The sequence below is a fragment of the Shouchella phoenicis genome, from assembly GCF_047238345.1.
Classification (GTDB): Bacteria; Bacillota; Bacilli; order Bacillales; family Bacillaceae_D; genus Shouchella.
This window is the reverse complement of sequence record NZ_JBDFMQ010000001.1, coordinates 1,027,603-1,046,161: the sequence shown is the minus strand read 5'-3', so window position 1 is coordinate 1,046,161 and position 18,559 is coordinate 1,027,603. Positions and strand designations below refer to the sequence as shown.

The 18,559-nt window shown below is 40.7% G+C and carries 17 protein-coding genes; 5 read left to right on the top strand and 12 right to left on the bottom strand.

Features of this window, described 5'->3' with window-relative positions; all coding sequences use genetic code 11:
- Positions 1-87: 87 nt before the first annotated feature.
- From ABC361_RS05715 to ABC361_RS05695, 5 genes are all read right to left on the bottom strand, one after another.
- Complete coding sequence (locus ABC361_RS05715; protein WP_413073102.1) at positions 88-243, bottom strand: hypothetical protein; 156 nt, start codon at positions 241-243, stop codon at positions 88-90.
- Between the two features lie 248 nt (positions 244-491).
- Positions 492-1,310, bottom strand: coding sequence for an ABC transporter ATP-binding protein (locus tag ABC361_RS05710; protein WP_413073101.1), 819 nt, complete (start codon positions 1,308-1,310; stop codon positions 492-494).
- A 13-nt stretch (positions 1,311-1,323) separates the two neighbouring features.
- The gene (locus ABC361_RS05705; RefSeq protein ID WP_413073100.1) at positions 1,324-2,334 is read right to left on the bottom strand and encodes a FecCD family ABC transporter permease; all 1,011 of its coding nucleotides are present in this window, start codon (positions 2,332-2,334) and stop codon (positions 1,324-1,326) included.
- Positions 2,334-3,404, bottom strand: a complete 1,071-nt coding sequence (locus ABC361_RS05700; protein ID WP_413075725.1) for a FecCD family ABC transporter permease — start codon at positions 3,402-3,404, stop codon at positions 2,334-2,336. Before ABC361_RS05700 ends, ABC361_RS05705 begins: the two co-directional genes overlap by 1 nt.
- A gap of 128 nt (positions 3,405-3,532) precedes the next feature.
- Positions 3,533-3,664: a hypothetical protein gene (locus tag ABC361_RS05695; protein ID WP_413073099.1), complete on the bottom strand. Its 132-nt coding sequence runs from the start codon at positions 3,662-3,664 to the stop codon at positions 3,533-3,535.
- A gap of 686 nt (positions 3,665-4,350) precedes the next feature.
- Between ABC361_RS05695 and ABC361_RS05690 the strand changes: the two genes are divergently transcribed.
- Together ABC361_RS05690 and ABC361_RS05685 are read left to right on the top strand one after the other, a co-directional pair.
- Complete coding sequence (locus ABC361_RS05690) at positions 4,351-4,644, top strand: hypothetical protein (protein WP_413073098.1); 294 nt, start codon at positions 4,351-4,353, stop codon at positions 4,642-4,644.
- 79 nt (positions 4,645-4,723) lie between these two features.
- Positions 4,724-5,629 carry a hydroxymethylglutaryl-CoA lyase gene (locus ABC361_RS05685; RefSeq protein ID WP_413073097.1) on the top strand — a complete coding sequence of 302 codons (906 nt, stop codon included), beginning with the start codon at positions 4,724-4,726 and terminating at the stop codon, positions 5,627-5,629.
- 61 nt (positions 5,630-5,690) lie between these two features.
- Here the strand turns inward: ABC361_RS05685 and ABC361_RS05680 are convergent, their stop codons facing one another.
- Together ABC361_RS05680 and ABC361_RS05675 are read right to left on the bottom strand one after the other, a co-directional pair.
- Positions 5,691-5,855 (bottom strand): DUF2197 domain-containing protein, encoded by a 165-nt coding sequence (locus ABC361_RS05680; RefSeq protein WP_413073096.1) that lies wholly within the window; start codon positions 5,853-5,855, stop codon positions 5,691-5,693.
- Between the two features lie 72 nt (positions 5,856-5,927).
- Positions 5,928-6,791, bottom strand: coding sequence for an aldose 1-epimerase family protein (locus ABC361_RS05675; protein WP_413073095.1), 864 nt, complete (start codon positions 6,789-6,791; stop codon positions 5,928-5,930).
- Between the two features lie 138 nt (positions 6,792-6,929).
- Between ABC361_RS05675 and ABC361_RS05670 the strand changes: the two genes are divergently transcribed.
- Entirely contained in the window at positions 6,930-9,332 is a 2,403-nt protein-coding gene (locus ABC361_RS05670; protein ID WP_413073094.1) for a penicillin acylase family protein, read from the top strand.
- A gap of 194 nt (positions 9,333-9,526) precedes the next feature.
- On the opposite strand, the gene ade is transcribed toward ABC361_RS05670, so the two are convergent.
- The 3 genes from ade to ABC361_RS05655 form a co-directional block, all read right to left on the bottom strand.
- Positions 9,527-11,254 carry an adenine deaminase gene (ade, locus tag ABC361_RS05665; RefSeq protein WP_413073093.1) on the bottom strand — a complete coding sequence of 576 codons (1,728 nt, stop codon included), beginning with the start codon at positions 11,252-11,254 and terminating at the stop codon, positions 9,527-9,529.
- Between the two features lie 178 nt (positions 11,255-11,432).
- Positions 11,433-11,750: a YerC/YecD family TrpR-related protein gene (locus tag ABC361_RS05660; protein WP_413073092.1), complete on the bottom strand. Its 318-nt coding sequence runs from the start codon at positions 11,748-11,750 to the stop codon at positions 11,433-11,435.
- A gap of 83 nt (positions 11,751-11,833) precedes the next feature.
- The gene (locus ABC361_RS05655; RefSeq protein ID WP_413073091.1) at positions 11,834-13,576 is read right to left on the bottom strand and encodes an adenine deaminase C-terminal domain-containing protein; all 1,743 of its coding nucleotides are present in this window, start codon (positions 13,574-13,576) and stop codon (positions 11,834-11,836) included.
- Between the two features lie 110 nt (positions 13,577-13,686).
- Here ABC361_RS05655 and ABC361_RS05650 point away from each other — a divergent pair, with 110 nt between their 5' ends.
- On the top strand, positions 13,687-13,893 hold the full coding sequence (locus ABC361_RS05650) for a hypothetical protein (protein WP_413073090.1): 207 nt from the start codon (positions 13,687-13,689) through the stop codon (positions 13,891-13,893).
- Between the two features lie 334 nt (positions 13,894-14,227).
- On the opposite strand, the gene ABC361_RS05645 is transcribed toward ABC361_RS05650, so the two are convergent.
- Entirely contained in the window at positions 14,228-14,509 is a 282-nt protein-coding gene (locus tag ABC361_RS05645) for a transposase (RefSeq protein WP_413073089.1), read from the bottom strand.
- A 206-nt stretch (positions 14,510-14,715) separates the two neighbouring features.
- Between ABC361_RS05645 and aceA the strand changes: the two genes are divergently transcribed.
- Complete coding sequence (gene aceA / locus ABC361_RS05640) at positions 14,716-15,996, top strand: isocitrate lyase (protein ID WP_413073088.1); 1,281 nt, start codon at positions 14,716-14,718, stop codon at positions 15,994-15,996.
- A 385-nt stretch (positions 15,997-16,381) separates the two neighbouring features.
- Here the strand turns inward: aceA and ABC361_RS05635 are convergent, their stop codons facing one another.
- Positions 16,382-18,535, bottom strand: coding sequence for a malate synthase G (locus ABC361_RS05635; protein WP_413073087.1), 2,154 nt, complete (start codon positions 18,533-18,535; stop codon positions 16,382-16,384).
- Positions 18,536-18,559 lie beyond the last annotated feature (24 nt).

The following is an 18,559-nucleotide window of genomic DNA, read 5'->3' as shown; positions in this document are numbered from 1 at the left end:
ACGGAAATCATTACAAAAAAAAGCTCTATCCTTTTTGCAGTTGCATAAGTAGAGCCATTCATCTCTTTATACGATTATGATCCACAATTATTCCTTTTGTTCGCCGTAGATCACGCTTTGCAAAAGTTCAATTTGTTCACTAATAAATGTTTTATATTTTTCGTTTAATTGTGCACTTTGTTTTTCTTTTTCCAATTGCTCAAGTTCCCGTTCAAATATGTATCGTTCGTCTTCTGTAATCATAGATAAGTGGCTCCTTTTTGTTTACCTACTTTTAGGATTTCCAACTTATCCATTGTCCATGTACAGAAACAAAAAACCCCTACATAGGCAGTGTAGGGGTCCAAAAGGGGTCTAATAACTAGACGTGTATGTGTCACGTTCTTTCTAAATGATAACGAATATCATTCTCATTGTCAACAACATTCTTACAACTATTACGTTATTAATAAAAAAAGGCTCGTCTATCAGGTCGACGAGCCTTTACGTGTTTATGCATATGCAGGAATTCGTTCGCTCTCTTCCTGTCGAAGTAAATCGTATGTTAAGCAAACCGGCTTTCCTGTTCGTGGATCCGTTACGATGCTCGCGTCAATTTGAAAGACGTCGCGTAACACTTCTGCATTCATCACATCTTCAGGAGCACCTTCTTTTACAATTTTGCCTGACCGAATACTTACCATATAATCAGCAAAACGTGCAGCATGGTTTAAATCATGGATGACCATCACAATGGTTCGCTTCTGTTCTTGGTTCAAGCGCTCGAGCACTTGCAACACTTCTAGCTGATGGGCGAGATCCAAATAAGTCGTTGGTTCATCTAGCAGTAAAATATCCGTTTCTTGTGCTAATGCCATCGCAATCCATACTCGTTGACGTTGCCCTCCGGAAAGAGCGTCAATGGATCGATCAGCAAATTCAGCCATATTCGTTTGTTCTAATGCCCACTGGATAATTTCCCGATCATAACCGGTTAACTGACCAAATCCCTTTTGGTGTGGATATCGACCATAGGCAACCAATTCTTCAACGGTTAACCCACTTGGCGCTTCAGGAGACTGAGGCAAAACAGCCATCTTTTTTGCAATTTCCTTAGTCGATTGTTTGTGAATTGATTTTCCATCTAAATACACTGCGCCTTTTGAAGCTTGTAAGATCCGTGCAATGGTCTTCAGAATTGTGGACTTCCCGCATCCATTGGGTCCAATAATGGTTGTAATTTGACCATCTGGTATATGAAGATGTAAATCATGAACAATCTCTCTTTTTTCGTAACCAATGGATAGCTGCTTTGTTGATAAACGTGACAAGAGCTTTTCCCTCCTACGGTGTTCTCATTAATAAATACAAGAAATAAGGTGCACCTAATATGGCAATGACAATCCCAACCGGAATTTCGGATGGTGCGAATATATTTCGCCCAACCATATCTGCTGCTAACATAATACATGCACCGACGAGCGTTGCTGTTGGAATCATCACTTGATGTTTCGGCCCAACTAGTCTTCGAGCAATATGCGGAGCAACTAACCCTAAAAAGGCAATACCGCCAGCCACTGCCACCGAAATAGCAGCTAGTGCTACAGCAAGAACGAGAAGTACGCGTCTTTCTTTTTCCATTGCTACGCCTAAAGAGATTGAAGACTCCGTACCAATCTGCATGACATTTAGCGTTCGTGCCTTATACAAGGCGAGCGGAACAAGAATAAGCACCCAAGGTAAAATTGTTAACACGTAAGCCCACGTTGTTCCCCATATGTTTCCTGTTAACCAAATCGTTGCCTGCATAAAATCATTCGGCTCCATTCGAAGCTGAACCACGATTAACAATGCACTGAAGGCAGCGTTAACAGCAATCCCAACTAAAATGAGTCGAACAGGCGTAACCCCTTTCTTCCACGCAAATAGATAAATTAAAAACGCTGCAAATGCCGCACCGATAAAGGCAAAGACAGGCATGATAAAAATCGATAATTGACTTACGCCAGTTAAAGAACCTTGGAAAAAATAAATAAATACAACGACAGCTAATCCAGCTCCTGTATTTATACCTAGAATACCAGGGTCCGCCAGCTCATTTTGAGAGATACTTTGTAAAATCGCCCCTGACACAGCCAGCGCTGCTCCTACAAGCAGAGCGATTACCATACGCGGTAAACGAAATTCAAATAATACTAACGCATCTCGCTCTGACCCTGCCCCGAATAACGTTCGCAGCACATCTAGAGGTTGAATTTGAATCGTTCCCGTTTGTAAACTTGCTAAAAACGTAAAACCAATGATAATTAGTAAAAGAATCATTATAGAAGAAGGTTTTTTCATAATTGATTTCATTATAGCTTCCTCCCATCACGTCGAGCGAGATAAAGGAAGAATGGTACACCAATTAATGCTGTCATTGCACCTACAGGCGTTTCAAATGGTGCATTTACGAGTCTAGCAGCTAAATCTGCTAAAACTAAAAGTAATGCGCCAAGTACTGCTGAGCAAGGGATAATATATCGATAGTCGACTCCAACAAGTCCTCTTGTTATATGCGGAATCACTAAGCCGACAAAACCGATCGCACCTGCCACCGCTACACCAGCCCCTGTTAACAAGAGCACAACGATAATGCCTAAAATTTTTATTAAAAGTATGCGCTGTCCTAATCCTTTGGCAACGTCTTCACCTAGACTTAAAACGGTAACAGATCTCGAAAGGATAAAAGCTAATAACAAACCACCTACTGCCACAGGAAGAATCATTTGAATGTTCGTCCATGACATACCAGCTAATCCACCTGCGAACCAAAAGCTAATATCTTGCGCCACATTAAAATGGATCGCTATACCTGAAGAGATCGCACTTAAAAATGCGCCAACTGTAACGCCAGCTAAAGCAAGTTTTGCAGGAGTTAAACCGCCTCTTGCAAAGGAACCAATTAAAAAAACAAAGGAAGCTCCTACACCAGCTCCAATAAAAGCCGCTGTCATTAATCCAGTTCCAGACACACTCGCGCTAAAAGCAAATGTAATCGCAATGGCGAGGGCAGCTCCATCCATGACCCCCATTATAGACGGTTCACCTAGCGGGTTTCGCGTCATCCCCTGCATAATTGCACCAGCGACTGCTAAAAAACTGCCAACAATTGCAGCGCCTAGCGCTCTTGGGATTCGAATATCATGAATAATCTGGTGTTCTGTTATCGTTGGATCAAACTCTGTAATCGCTGACCAAATTGTCCCAATCTCGATTTGAGCAGCCCCAAAAGAAACGGATAGAATCAGTGCAGCAGTTAGAACAACAAGACCAATACCTAGCACTAAAAAAGCGTAAACTGGCTTTGATCGTACTTTTGCTTTCTCTAAAGTTGTTGCCGCTGATTGTCTCCCCATAAAGTCATTTTCCTTTTCCACTTGCATAATACTATTGATAATCATTATCATACAACATTATGAGAAAAGGGTAAACAAAAAACAAGGAATCTCGTTTTTGTTTACCCTTTACGGTATGATAAAGTTAGATTTTTCCCAAGTAGCAAAGTCGTCCATTATCCTAACGAAAGAAAAAGCTTGTAACTGAAGTAAGCAACCCCCATCCATATTGGCAAACTAATGAGCAAAGCCCATAATGCACCAACGACTAAGTTTTCGCCTGTTTCATTTTGCATTTTTTCTTCCATTGTTTAACCCTCCCTTACTTTTTCTACTTTTAGTATATGAGGCAAACGTGTTGTTCATTTTAAAAAAAGATTAAGATTTTGTAAGGATTCCTAATGGCTTCAAGTGAATCAATTTCATCATTCGAATTAGATGCGAAAATGACGTAAAATCTATTTAAAATGGCGAACGCTTTCCCCGGGCACGGCCTCAGCCATTTCCGCAAAAAAACGCTCCATTGCCTTCGGACGCGTGCTGTTCCCGCGGGAGTCGTCGCCATTTAATAAGAAGGATGTTACAAATAATATCGCTGTTATCATTCGTTAAAATGACTACTGCGACTTATTATAAAATTCATTCAAGTGCAAACATTAAAAGAAATCAAATTGAAAACCAAGTCAACACTCAGTTAGTGTATAACTAAACATCTTCTTCCCCGCCCCGCTACTTATTTGTGTAATAAAAGTAGGCATTAATGGGGGAGCATATGCTACACTTGAGTCATAAGTAAGAGCCAAGTATTCGCACTCGCTTTCACTATATTTTCGCTCTAGGTCTTGCGTTATCCTTTATCTGTTTTCTATTTAATAGGGTTTCGCGAAAGCGGAATCGCTTTTGAAATAGGTGTACGTTTTACTAATTGTATGACCGGTTTGAAAAGTGGCGTTTAGTAAATTATTTGAAACATATGAAACAAAGGAGAATTTTCATGACTAAGAAACAAAAGAAAGAAAGACCTTCTTTAATTATTATGGTTTATATGTGGTTATTTATCGTTGTCGCTCTCGTTAACCTCGTAGGGATTGCTTCTCAGAATTTGTACCAAAGCATCTTCCCTTTCTTTATCGTGTCTGTCTTAAATATGGTGCTCGCGGCTTTACTCATTCTGCACACGTTAAAAACAGCTGATGCGCGAGAACGTCGTTTAGCGATTATTTATTTAATAGGTGTTGCGCTTATAGCAGCTGTTACTTTTTTTCGCTACTTATCTTTGCAAGCGTAAGTATTTACACAAGGTTTCGCTGCAGGCGGGTGTTTTCCGTCTGTAGCGTCACTTAAAAATGAATAAGGAGCTGATTGCTTTGATACATATTGTCGAAGTTGGTGCACGAGACGGGTTGCAAAACGAAAAAACAGACATTTCAACAGAGCAGAAGATTCAGATGTTAGAAGGTTTTGTTGAAGCTGGATTGACAAAATTGGAAGCGGTTTCTTTCGTGCATCCAAAACTTGTTCCCGCCATGGCCGACGCTGAAGATATTTTAATCCACTGGAAGCGTCCAACTACAATTGAGGTAGCTGGCCTCGCGCTTAATCGTCGAGGTGTTGATCGCGCCATGCAGACATCGATTACGCATTTACACCTATCAATGGCGGTTAGTGACGCTTTTAACTTAAAAAACGCAAAACGCTCTGTTCAAGATGGATTAGCCGACTTACTTCCTAGTGTACGAGAAGCACAATCGATTAAACCTGTTTCAGCAATCTTAGCAACTTCGTTTGGTTGTCCATTTAGTGGATCCGTTTCAGAATTAGAGGTCATGAGGATGGTTGATGCTTTTTTACAAGCTGGGGCATCAAAAATTGTTTTAGGAGACACAACTGGAATGGCTCACCCATCTCTAGTAAAAGAGCGGGTCTCTGCATTATTTACTGAGTTTGGCAAAGATTTGGAACTCGGCCTTCACTTTCATAATACAAGAGGACTAGCATTAGCCAACACGTTAGCCGGTTATGAGTCCGGCGTACGGCATTTTGATGCTTCTATCGCTGGCTTAGGTGGATGCCCTTACGCGCCACTTGCTGTCGGAAACGTCTGTACGGAAGATATGGTTCATATGTTTGAAGAAATGGGCATTAAAACTGGCGTTGAGCTTGATTCATTAATTGGATTAGCCCAAACCATTCAAGAATGGTTCCCTAAACCGTTAGCAGGAATGGTTATGAAAGCTGGAAAAGCGAATGAATTGACTAAACAAAGCGAATAAAAAATGGATTAGGTCAAAGTCAACACTGTTGCACCTTGACCTAACCCGCTACAAAATCTCTTCATCCTAGAAACTGTTTCTGTGCTTCTTTTTCGATTTTTTGTGAACAATCGGGACACATTGTTCTCTCATTCGGGTGTTCCTTATACCATCTGTATAAAGCAGTTCCTTCTGCCGCTTTGTAAAGCTGTTTACACGTGATGCACTCAATTTCGTAGTAAATCATCCAACCAGCTCCTCTCGTCTCTATACTATTCAATAAGAGAAGCTCCAATCCTCGCAATACCTGTTACAATTTTCAGAACTTTATTGTGTAACCGCCTGTAAAATGTTCACCTACAGCAAGTTTTTGAATTCCTTTTTTCTCTTCTAATGAACCGCTCGCATCGGTTGTATCTGCTAACCCGTACCAAGGTTCAATACAGATAAAAGCTAGCTCGTCCTCACCTTCTTTATAAGGAGACCAAACCCCAACGTATGGCGCATCTTGTACATCTAGTTCTATCATAGTCGACTGATCAATAATAACTGAGACTTTATCAACATGTTTATATACAAGGGCATCCTGTTTAAACCGTTCAGGCGAAAGCGAAAAAGTTGAGGAAATCGCTTGGTCCTTCACTTCTTCTAACAGATTGTCCACTAACTGATATTGCTTTAGCTGCTGGTTTGACTGGAACTTAATGACGTGATCAGCCGTTTTTCTTCCTTCTATCATAGGTAGAGCGAAGCCACGATGTCCACCGATGGAAAAATACATGGATCCGTCTGTATTATTTTGTACTTCCCATGTCACATGTAACGTTCGCTCAACTATTTCATAGTTCACATAGATCGTAAATTCGAATGGATACACATCTTTAAACTGACCGGAAGATTCAAAATGAAAGCGAACCTTTGATTTTTCTAAATGGTTGGTCACAAACATTTGATCTCTAAGAAATCCATGTCGGGGAAGTGTATACGTGTGGTTTTCATATCGATACGTTCCTCCCTTTAAAGCGCCAACAATCGGAAATAATACTGGTGAAATCCTTCCCCAGTATTCTGGATCCCCACTCCACATCTTATTTTTCCCTGTATGTGTATCAGTCACTTTTTGAACCTCTGCACCAATATTCGTTAGTTCTACTTGAAGATGGTCATTTTCAATAATAATCATGCGTATCCCTTCCTTTTCAAGCATATCGTATCTTTAGTATGCATGAGTGTATAAAAAACGCAATTGATTTGCAGGAGAATGTTTATCCTTTTCGAATACTAAATTCGAAAGCGTTTTCTTTTTGAAGGGGAGGATTATATGGAAACAGCTAAATTAAAACAGAAAAAACGTGTTCCGTGGAAAAAAATTCTTTTTATTTCATTCGGCATCTTCATCCTTTTAATAATAAGTATTGGCATTTGGGCTTACCTACAAATTCAAAAGCCAATGCCACAAGTTCGTGGGGAGTTAGAGGTTGAAGGGTTAGCTGATGAAGTGTCCGTTTACCGAGATGAGCAAGGTGTTCCTCATATTGAAGCAGAAAATGATGTAGATCTTTATTTTGCACAAGGGTTTGTGACAGCCCAGGATCGTTTATTTCAAATGGACTTAAGTCGGCGACAAGCTTCAGGTCAACTAGCTGAAGTAATTGGTGAAGGCATGCTGGACCAAGATCGTTTTTTTCGAACATTTGGATTACGTCGTGCCGCTGAAGCATCCGAAGCCGCTTATGACGAAGAAACGTACGGATACTTAGAAGCGTATGCGGAAGGTGTTAATGCCTTTATGGCACAAGCCATTGAAAATGGAGAGCTGCCGATTGAATTTCGGCTTGCCGGCTATGAACCAACACCATGGGAGCCTTTAGATTCATTGACGATTGGAAAATACATGGCCTATGATTTAAATGGAAATTGGCAGGGCCAAGCGTTTCGTCACTGGCTTGCTCAACACGTTACAGAAGAAGAAGCTCTTGATTTAATGCCTGTTTATCCAGAAGATGGTCCCGTTATTTTAGAATTAGCTCAAAACATTCCAGTCGATATTAAAAGCGCTTTCTCAAAGACTGCTGACTATTTGCCACATCCCTTCGCCGGTAGCAATAACTGGGTTCTTTCAGGAGAGCGGACAGCATCAGGTGAACCATTGCTTGCTGATGATCCTCATCTCGGGCTAGCTACACCAAGTATATGGTATGAAACCCATTTAACTTCCCCTACTGTCAACGTAACAGGGGTCATTTTTGCAGGGGTTCCCGGGATCATTTTAGGATCAAATGAAGAAATTGCTTGGGGCGTAACAAACGTAGGGCCTGATGTTCAACAGCTTTATTTTGAGCAGCGTCACCCTGAAGATCCATCAACCTTTTTATACGATGATGAGTGGTACGAAGCTGAAGTGCTTACAGAAGAAATTCTTGTTGCAGACCAAGAGCCTTATGAACATGAGATTACGCTAACGAGAAACGGTCCTCTTTTATCAGAATATGCGTCCTTTGATGAACAAGCTGAATATGCCCTTTCTATGCGCTGGACAGCTCATGAAGCCACAACAGAGCTCCAAGCTGTGCTAGACTTTAACCGCGCAGATGACTGGGATTCCTTTTCTGAAGCGTTAACGTCTTTTCAAGCACCAGCGCAAAATTTTGTGTTTGCAAGCCAAGATGGCACGATTGCATATCGCGCTAATGGATTAATTCCCATTCGCCCAGAAGAGGATGACGCTCTGCTTCCTGTCCCTGGTTGGGATCCAGCTTATCAATGGGAAGGCTACATTCCTTGGGATGAGCTACCTACAATTATAAATCCAGATTCAGGGATCATTTCAACTGCGAATAATCAAATCGTTGATGATGAATACCCTTACCATATTACACACACTTGGGCACAACCTTATCGTCATCAGCGCATCATCGATGTTCTCTATGCAGCATCGGATCACACTGCCGAAGACATGATGAACTTACAAATGGACGTGGTCAATTTACAGGCAGAAGAGTTTGTGCCGATTCTTACACGTGCACTACGTGATCGTGAACAGTCGGATATTGAAGAACAAGCACTGACGATGCTACAAGACTGGCAATACGAGGACTTGCGGGATGAACCTGGTCCATTATTGTTTCATTTATGGATGGATGAGATCTCATCACAACTGTTTAAAGAAGCACTTCCTAAAGAAATTTATGACTTGTTTGAAGGGAGAGCCAATATTGTTGATGAGATGCTGCGGGATGCAGATGAGGGGAAAACCGGTCCTTGGATTGAAAAAGCAGGTGGCTTTGAAGTACTCGTTTCTACTAGTTTTCAACAAGCGGTTGCTCGGGCAACCGAGTTACAAGGAGAAAATCCCAACGATTGGAAATGGGGGGCGTTTCACCAAGTTGTTTTCAATCATCCTCTTGCAGCGATTACACCGTTGAACTATTTGTTTAATGGCTCTCCATTGCCTGCTGACGGAAGTCGTATTACTGTAAAAGCCGCCAGTTATCAAACAGAAACGGGAATCGTCACAAATGGCGCTGGTTGGCGTGGCGTGATGGATTTATCCGACCTTAAAAATACGCATCACCTTGTGGGGCCAGGACAATCGGGTCATGTTTTTAGCGACACTTACCATAGCCAGCGAGAGGCTTGGGTCAATGGTGACTATCACATTACCTCTCTTCAACCAGAACAGTATCAACCTATAAGCGACCATCTTCAGCTAATACCGAAGTAAAAGCTACAAAAGTGAGATACACGTTCGAGCACCTGTACTAATTATTTTTAAGAGTTAGACTCGTGAAGCGAGGCACAAAGAGTATGCCACCTGCAAAGTCAGAGCGACTTGCGAATGTCGTGCTACTTACAGGAACCCGTAAAGCAAAAAGCTGTGGTAAAATCCTTTGATAGATTTTGCCACAGCTCTCTTTTTTACTGCTCGATAAATGAAAATGCTTCAACATCAAATAGTCCTTTTGACGTTAATTTAATAGAAGGGATCACTGGTAGCGCTAGAAAAGCGAGGGTTAAAAACGGATCCACATGTTCGTCATAACCAAGTTCTTTTAGTGCGTTTTGTAGTTGATTTAATTGACGTTTCACTTGATCGATCGAGTGTACAGACATTAAGCCGCCAATCGTTAGGGGGAGCGTCGCCAATACGTTAGGGCCATCGACAACGGCCATTCCACCACCACACTCAGCAATATGCTTAATCGCGTACTCAATGCTTTCATCATCTGTACCACATGCGATAATATTGTGCGAATCGTGTGCCACTGTTGACACAATTGCACCTCGTTTAATCGGAATTCCTTTACATATCCCGACACCAATATGACCTTTTTTATGATGACGCTCCATTACAACAAGCTTTAAATGATTGCTGCTTGGCTTAAAGCACCCATCTTCTGTTTCAACCGCCTCTGTTCCTTTCTTCGTTACAATTGACGTCAAAGAAGCTTCAATTATTGTCGCGCTTTGGCTGTTCTTTAACGGTAGCTTTAAATCCTCTTTTGTAAAAGGCTTTATGTGGACACTTTCTAGAAGACGAGACGGCACATCAACATAAGCACGAAATGATGAAAGCAACCTTCCTTGTTCCGCTACTTTTTTTCCTTTCACAAATACATCCTCGACTTTAAATGTGTCCAGATCGCTCAAAATTAAAAAGGTTGCTTCTTTTCCAGGCGCGATGGCTCCTTTAGTATGAAGCTGAAAACATTCTGCAGCGTTTAAGCTACCCAGTTGAATCGCTTGTAAAGGATCAATACCAAGCCTAATGGCTTTGCGAATGTGAAAATCAATACTTCCCTCTTCTACTAAGTCATCTAAATGCTTATCGTCTGTAGCAAAGGCAAACCGCCTGCTGTTGTGAGAAGTTACAACTGGAAGAATCGCTTCCATATCTCTTGTTGCCGTGCCTTCTCGCATTAAAACGTAAAAACCTTTCCTTACCCTTTCTAATGCTTCTTCCGCTTTAATGGCTTCATGATCATTCTCAATTCCTACCACTCTATAGGCATTAAGCGCTTTTTCTTCCAAGCCTGAACCGTGACCGTCAATGGTTTGTCCGTACTTTTTCGCTAGCTCGATCTTTTCAAGCATGTCATCATCACCAGAGACTACCGCAGGAAAATCCATGACTTCACCTAAACCATGCATCTCGCCTTCTTGAAAAAGAGCTTCTATGTCCTTGCTTGTAAGAGAAGCACCATTTTCTTCAAATGAAGCTGCTGGAACGCTTGAGGGTGCCATCATTTTAATATCCAGCGGGATGTCTTTCGCAGCTTCAATCATATAGCGAACCGCATCAGCCCCACCAACGTTTGCAATTTCATGTGGATCTGCAACAATTGTCGTTACTCCTCTAGGAAGGAGAACTTGTGCTAAATCCTCTGGACGAACCATCGCAGATTCAATATGTACGTGCCCATCGACCAAGCCAGGGCAAATCCATTTCCCTTCTAAGTCAATCGTTTGGTCTCCCTCTTTGTAATCACCAATACCCACAATTATTCCATCAGTTATCGCAATCGTACTTTTGTACGTGGAACATGTATAAACATCTATAATCGTTGCGTTTGTTAGTAAAAGGTCGCATGATTCTTCACCGCTAGCTGCTCGCAGCTGTTTCTTTATTGATGTTCGCTCGGTCATAAACGGGCTCCTTTTGTTTTTAACGTTTATTGTAGCGAATCTTGCCCGCTAGTACCATTCTTTTCCGAAAATCTTATTAGCAAGAATATTCATGTAAAGTTTACCTTACTCCCTCCCCAGTTTCATGATAAACGTTAAAAAAGCTCGCAGAAAATTTCCACGAGCCTTTCATCTTTCCTTATGCATCTTGTGTTTTTTCAAGCTCTTGTGCATCAATGCGGTCTAGCGTCATCCGATAGCCATCATTGCCGTAATTCAAACAACGCTTCACACGAGAAATCGTTGCTGTACTTGCACCTGTCTCGGTTTCAATCTTATGATACGTATAGCCATCACGTAACATTCGAGCAACTTCAAGGCGCTGAGCAAGAGACTGAATCTCGTTAATCGTGCATAAATCATCAAAGAATTCATAGGCTTCTTCAACATCTTTTAAGGAAAGGATCGCTTGGAACAGCTGATCCAATTCTTTCCCTCTTAATTTATTTATTTGCAACACATGTCACACCTTTCGAGTTAAGTGCTTCTCTTATGATGCGCTTATTTTTTAAAGTGGTAAAGCACCAAAGTAATTTTATTTTACCTCATTATTGCTGGAAATAAAATTCTTTTCTTGCGAACATCATAGATCCCTTTTTGCGTAACACGAATATAAGGAAGGTGAGTAGACGAAAAGAATTGCAAACTATACATAGGATCCTCGTGCTGATAACCTCGATCTCTTAACTTCTTCGTAAAACTGCGTTCCTGCTCCATAATGACTTCCATCGGTTCATCAGACATCATCCCGAGCAGTGGTAGCTCGATGCGGTCAATCACTTCTTCATCTTCAATGAGAATTAATCCGCCACCTTGCTTCTTTAACTCATTAAACGCTTGCACCATTGCCTTTAATGATTTTCCGATTAATATGACGTCCCCTGTGTATGAATAGGAACTGGCTAAGCCCATCACAGAAGTTGCAAACCCTTTAAGAGTTGTGGTAACGAGCCATTTTCCTTTTTTATCAATCATTGCAAAAAACGATTCGTCGTGGTCTGTTGATAAATCCGTTGCAGACGTTTCAAGCATGGTTTGATAAGGTTTTAGAATCACCGCATTCGTCATTTCAATCCCCATTGGCATGGAAAAATGAAGCTCATCCTCAGACAATTCCCAATTAAATTCGATTGGATTTATTCCGTAATCAGACCAATTAAACGTTTGTTCCTGCCTAATGTCCTTTCCATCGCGTCGAACCCACTGTCCTTTGGCAAGAACACTTACTGGCGTAGGAGCATCTTTCGCTGATAAGAAATTCAAATGAGCAATTCGACCAGGCCCAATCATACCTAGCTTATGATCAACATTGTAATAACGAGCTACATAGTACGTTGCCATACCATAAGCATCGATTGGGTTAATCCCTGCATCAATGGCAATTTGAATACATGTATTCATAATGCCTTCTTCATAAAAAGATGGTGGCGAGCCGTCCGTTGTCATCAAGCAGCGGCCGAAATAGTCTACACCTAGTTCTTTTAACTCCTCAAATAATCGCGGCAAATCTGGTCGAATGGAAGAATGACGCAAAGAAGCCGTATATCCTACGTCCAACCTACGAATGACTTCTTCACCTGTTATCGCTTCGTGGTCGCAAGTAACACCTAACAACGCCATCTGAGATAACGTCTTCTCCGATGCACCCGGCATATGCCCTTCAATTGGCTTACGAAGTCGTGTCGTTTCTTGCATCCAGTGCAAGATTGTATCGTCACCTTGTAACACTTTCGGCCAAGATGTTAATTCCCCACCTTGAACGACAAGATGATGCTCAAGCCAAGATTTAATTTTGGAATTAGAGAACATCTCATCCTTTAATAATTCTGATTGCGAATCGTATCTCGTCCACCAATACATCGTCGTCGGCAATTCTTCAAGCTTTTCTATCAAAGAAAGCGCTTTCTTTTTTTCTAAGTTTAAAAAATAAACTAGATTGTCATTGATCAACGTTGTTGTACCTCGTTCAGATGCATATTGAGCTAAACTATGGGGATTATATAATTGAAATGGATGAGCGTGATGTTCAATGTAACCTGGAACAATAAATTGTCCGGTACAGTCAACCACTTCAGCATCTCCTAACATCTCAGGTAAATCTTGACCAACGTAGACGATTTGATCATCTGCTATCCATATATTGGCTTCAACCCATTTTCTTCTTGCAAAATTCAAGTAAGTGGCATGTTTGAGAACTAAGGTAGGCGGGCGTTCTCCTCGAATAACACTTAAATGTTCCCTTAGTCTCGTCTTGGTCCATCGCTGTATTCGCTCAGTCGTCATTTTATCACTCATTTCATCTGTTCAATCTTTCACCCATCTTATCATAGATCAGGGTGAGAATGATGTTGAATTGTGACATTTCATCACAACTTTTTTTTGGAGGGATCACCATGATTAAACGCATAGATAACCCTTTTGTTATCCTGTCATTTGTTTTAACAGTTGTGTTTTATTTATTATCGGCAAAACCCATCAAACAATTAACAATTATTCAATATATCCTTGTTTTCTTCGGTACGATTAAATGGCTTGAATTATGCTTAGAGAAAAAACAAAAACAAACGCATCAACAGCCACATGTCATCAATCCATCATGACTTTACTGTACCAAAGAAAATGTAATAATACAAATAAAAATACTCGGAAAAATATCTTCTTGTACCTATTTTAAAAGCGTAACAACATGCAGCAAACCACGATTGTTGTGTCTTTTAAAAAACGGACATTTTCCTCAATTGCCTAACATTTTCATCACAGCACAAGCGCGACATCCGTTTGCGCTGCGTGCTCACGGTGTCTTCTTTTCCATGGGCAAGGCCTCAGCCATTTTCGCACCAATGTCTTACACCAAATAACATTTGTTCGACTCTCTTCTTTCATAAGCAATTATGAAATTGAACTAATCCACAAATATGCGCCTCAAAAACTTTACTACCATTGAAATAAATCATCCAACAGACGATACGCCAAAAAGAATAACAAATAGCCACCTGATACCAAAAAAAATGGTTCAAGAAACACGGCATGGATCGAGGTCATAAACACTGTTTGGTTATCTAAAATTTGGTATACAGCCGACATGGTTATTGACCCGAAAGTAAACAAACTTATCACGGCAACAAGTGAAAATATTTTTTCAATAAAAAAAGATTGTCTTGCTAATAACATGAAAATTGTTGGAACGATTAGAAACAATACAATGAAAATAAACATAATATCTTCCCTCTGCTTTTTCTTCAGTCTCATCCATTATTTTCTGCATATAAACAGTTTGTTATACCGTCTATTTACTCAAAAGCCAATTTGTCGAAAATAATTGTAAGACTTTTTCAAAAAAGCATTGACGTTCTCTCACCCTCTGTAATAGTATAGTTATTAAATAAATTAATTGTTATATAACAGTTAGAGGAGAGATGAAAATGAATCGTGTAAAAGCAGCTGAACAATTACAACAACAATGGGAAACAGAAACAAGATGGGAAGGCGTTACCCGAGGTTATTCCGCGGCAGATGTAATCGGTTTAAGAGGATCTATGGCAATCAACTATACGTTTGCTGAAAAAGGAGCTGAACGCTTGTGGGATCTTATTCATACTGACCCATTTGTTCGCGCCCTTGGAGCACTAACAGGAAACCAAGCGGTTCAACAAGTAAAGGCTGGTTTAAAAGCCATCTACCTCAGTGGCTGGCAAGTAGCTGCAGACGCTAATTTATCAGGGCAGATGTATCCTGATCAAAGCTTATACCCTGCTAATAGTGTTCCTAAAATTGTAAAAAATATTAATCAAGCTCTTCAACGTGCTGATCAGATTGAATTTGCTGAGGGAGACTCGTCTACACACTGGTTCGCTCCAATTGTTGCAGATGGAGAAGCAGGTTTTGGTGGACGTTTAAATGTATACGAATTAACAAAGTCAATGATAGAAGCAGGTGCTGCTGGTGTTCACTTTGAAGATCAACTTGCATCTGAAAAGAAATGTGGCCATTTAGGTGGAAAGGTACTTATCCCTACACGTACTGCCGTACAAAACTTAATTGCCGCTCGACTAGCTGCTGATGTTTTAGGTGTTCCAACACTCATTATCGCTCGTACAGATGCGAATGCAGCCGACTTGCTTACGAGCGACATTGATCCATACGACCATCACTTTATCGCTAGTCAAAACCGGACAGAAGAAGGATTTTTTCGTACAAATGCTGGCTTAGATCAAGCCATTGCTCGAGGACTTGCTTATGCCCCTTACGCCGATTTAATTTGGTGTGAAACATCCGAACCTAATTTAGACGAGGCACAAGCGTTTGCTGATGCCATTCATGAGAAATTCCCTGGAAAACTACTTGCTTATAACTGCTCTCCGTCATTTAACTGGAAAGCAAAATTATCGGACGACGAAATTGAAACATTCCAAGAACGCCTGGGTGAAATGGGCTATAAGTTCCAGTTTGTTACGCTAGCTGGCTTCCATGCTTTAAATAACAGCATGTTCGAACTTGCAAACGGTTACTCGACTCGAGGAATGGGGGCTTACTCAGAACTTCAGCAACAAGAATTTTCAAACGAACAAAAAGGGTACACTGCGACAAGGCATCAACGCGAAGTCGGTACAGGTTATTTTGATGAAGTGGTTTCCGTTATTTCAGGAGGGACCTCTTCTACCAGAGCAATGAGCGGCTCCACTGAGACTGAACAATTCTCGTAAACTGGAATTTTGACTAATTAAGAAAGGAGTGGTCAACGTGCAGGAAACAACAACGGTTTGTACGGATTGTGGAAAGAAGATTTCAATGAAAGAACCAAGCTTTACTCAATGCGACTACTGCTTAAGCAAAACAGAAGAATAAGTTTTTAGCAAAGAGACCGGAACACAACCCAAGGTTCTTTTTAAAAGACGAACAATGATAATCTGTTATAAGAGAACCCCCCCTCGCTTTTACAACAGGAGTCTCGGGTTCCTATCACAACATAATAGAGAACAAAGAAAAGGCTACTAATTCGGTGAATTAGTAGCCTTTTTAAAATACTCATAGTTTCCCTTTTTGTTGCATCAAAAAAGGGCGATCTTTATGCAATCGCCCTCTTCCGTTCTACGCTTTTAATGTTATCTGTTTCGCTTCTTGTCGACGACTATGCAAGATTGGTTCTGTGTAGCCAGAAGGTTGAATTTTCCCTGAATAAACGAGCTCTTTTGCTGCTTGGAATGCGACCGATTCATCCCTTAATAACGATTGATAAAGAGAATCGTGCTCATTTTGTTTATCCACAATCCTGGCCATTTTTTTAAATGATTGTTCGAGTTGTTCCTTCGTACAAACGCCATGATACAGCCAATTAGCTAATAACTGACTTGAAATTCGAAGTGTTGCTCGATCTTCCATTAGCGCCATATGATGAATATCTGGGACTTTTGAACAACCAATCCCTTGATCAATCCACCTAACCACGTATCCTAAGATACTTTGAATATTATTATCGAGCTCTTCTTCAATTTCTTCCTGTTCATATGGACGACTGGCAAGGGGAATCTCTAATAAATCATTCCGGTAATCAACATAACTGACGTTTAACTGCGTTTGCGTATCAATTACATTGATTTGATGATAGTGTAATGCATGAAGTGTCGCTGCTGTTGGTGATGGAACCCAGGCCGTAGAAGCTCCTGCCTTGAGCTGGTTTCCTTTTTCTTTAACTAATGCAGCCATTTCATCAGGCATTGCCCACATGCCTTTGCCAATTTGTGCTCTTCCTTGAAATTGCGCATTTAAGCCAGTTTGAACATTTGCTTTTTCATAAGACTGAATCCACTTCGTTTCCTTCATTTCATGCTTTCGAACAACAGGACCTGCTTCCATTGACGTATGGATTTCATCTCCTGTACGGTCTAAGAAACCTGTATTAATAAAAAAGATGCGCTCTTTTACTTCATAAATACAAGCCGATAAATTTAAAGTAGTACGACGTTCTTCATCCATCACACCAATTTTTATTGTGTAACGTTCTAACCCAAGTAAGTCTTCAATTTTGTTAAACAGTGTATGTGCAAAAGCAACTTCTTTCGCACCATGCATTTTTGGTTTTACGATATATATGGTTTGCTTTGATGAATTTTGGATTGATGAATGCCCTACTAAATCATGCATCGCAATAAGCGCTGTGATCACGCCATCCATTATTCCTTCTGGTATAGAACGACCGAATGCATCTTTAATCGCATCTGTTTTCATTAGATGGCCAACATTTCGAATTAACATTAACGAGCGACCTTTAACAAGTAGTGGAGCTCCTGTTGGTGAACGGTAATAATCGTCTTCATTTAATGAACGCTGCGTCTTCTGACCATTTTTCATAAACGAGGCAATACTTTTGCCAGTCATAAGTTGGAACCAGTTTCGATAGACATCTACTTTATCTTCTGCATCGACTGCTGTAACAGAATCTTCGCAGTCCATAATGGTTGTGAGAGCCGATTCGAGTACAATGTCTTTAATACCAGCACGATCAATCCTTCCTATTGCATGTGAACGGTCAATTTGCAAAACAATTCGCATGTTGTGATGCTCAAATAAGATGGCTGTTGGTGCTTGTTCATCTCCTTGAAAACCAATAAAAAATCTTTCATTTGCTAAACCAGTTTCTGCTCCATCCTTTACTGTTGCTATAAGTTTCTTATTAACAACTTTATATTCGTCCACGTTCTGATGGGAACCTTTTGCTAAAGGGATCGTTTCATCTAGAAATTGTTTGGCATACCGAATGACTTCATTTCCTCTACCTTCATCATACCCATCTACCTTCGTTGCTTCGACCTTAATGACATCGCTTCCATAAAGTGCATCATATAAGCTTCCCCACCTCGCATTGGCTGCGTTTATGGCGAATCTGCTATTATTTATTGGAACAACTAACTGCGGGCCCGCCTGTGTAGAAATTTCATCATCAATCCCACTCGTGGTAACCGTGAAAGGCTCTGGCTCCGGCTGCAAATAACCAATTTTTATTAAAAACTGCTGGTAATCTTCTTTTTTAAATGAGTGAGTCTGATGCCACTTATTAATCTCCTCTTGAAACCACTCTCGCTCCTCGAGTAACTGTTGATTGACAGGGGCAAGATCATGAATAATTTGTTCAAATCCGTTCCAAAACAAAGCCGATTTTACGTTAATCCCTTCTAATACCTCTTGTTCAATAAATTCATGGAGTGTAGTTGCGACTTGAAGGTTTCCAATTTGTTTATAAGCCATCCTTTCAACACCTTTCTTTCAATC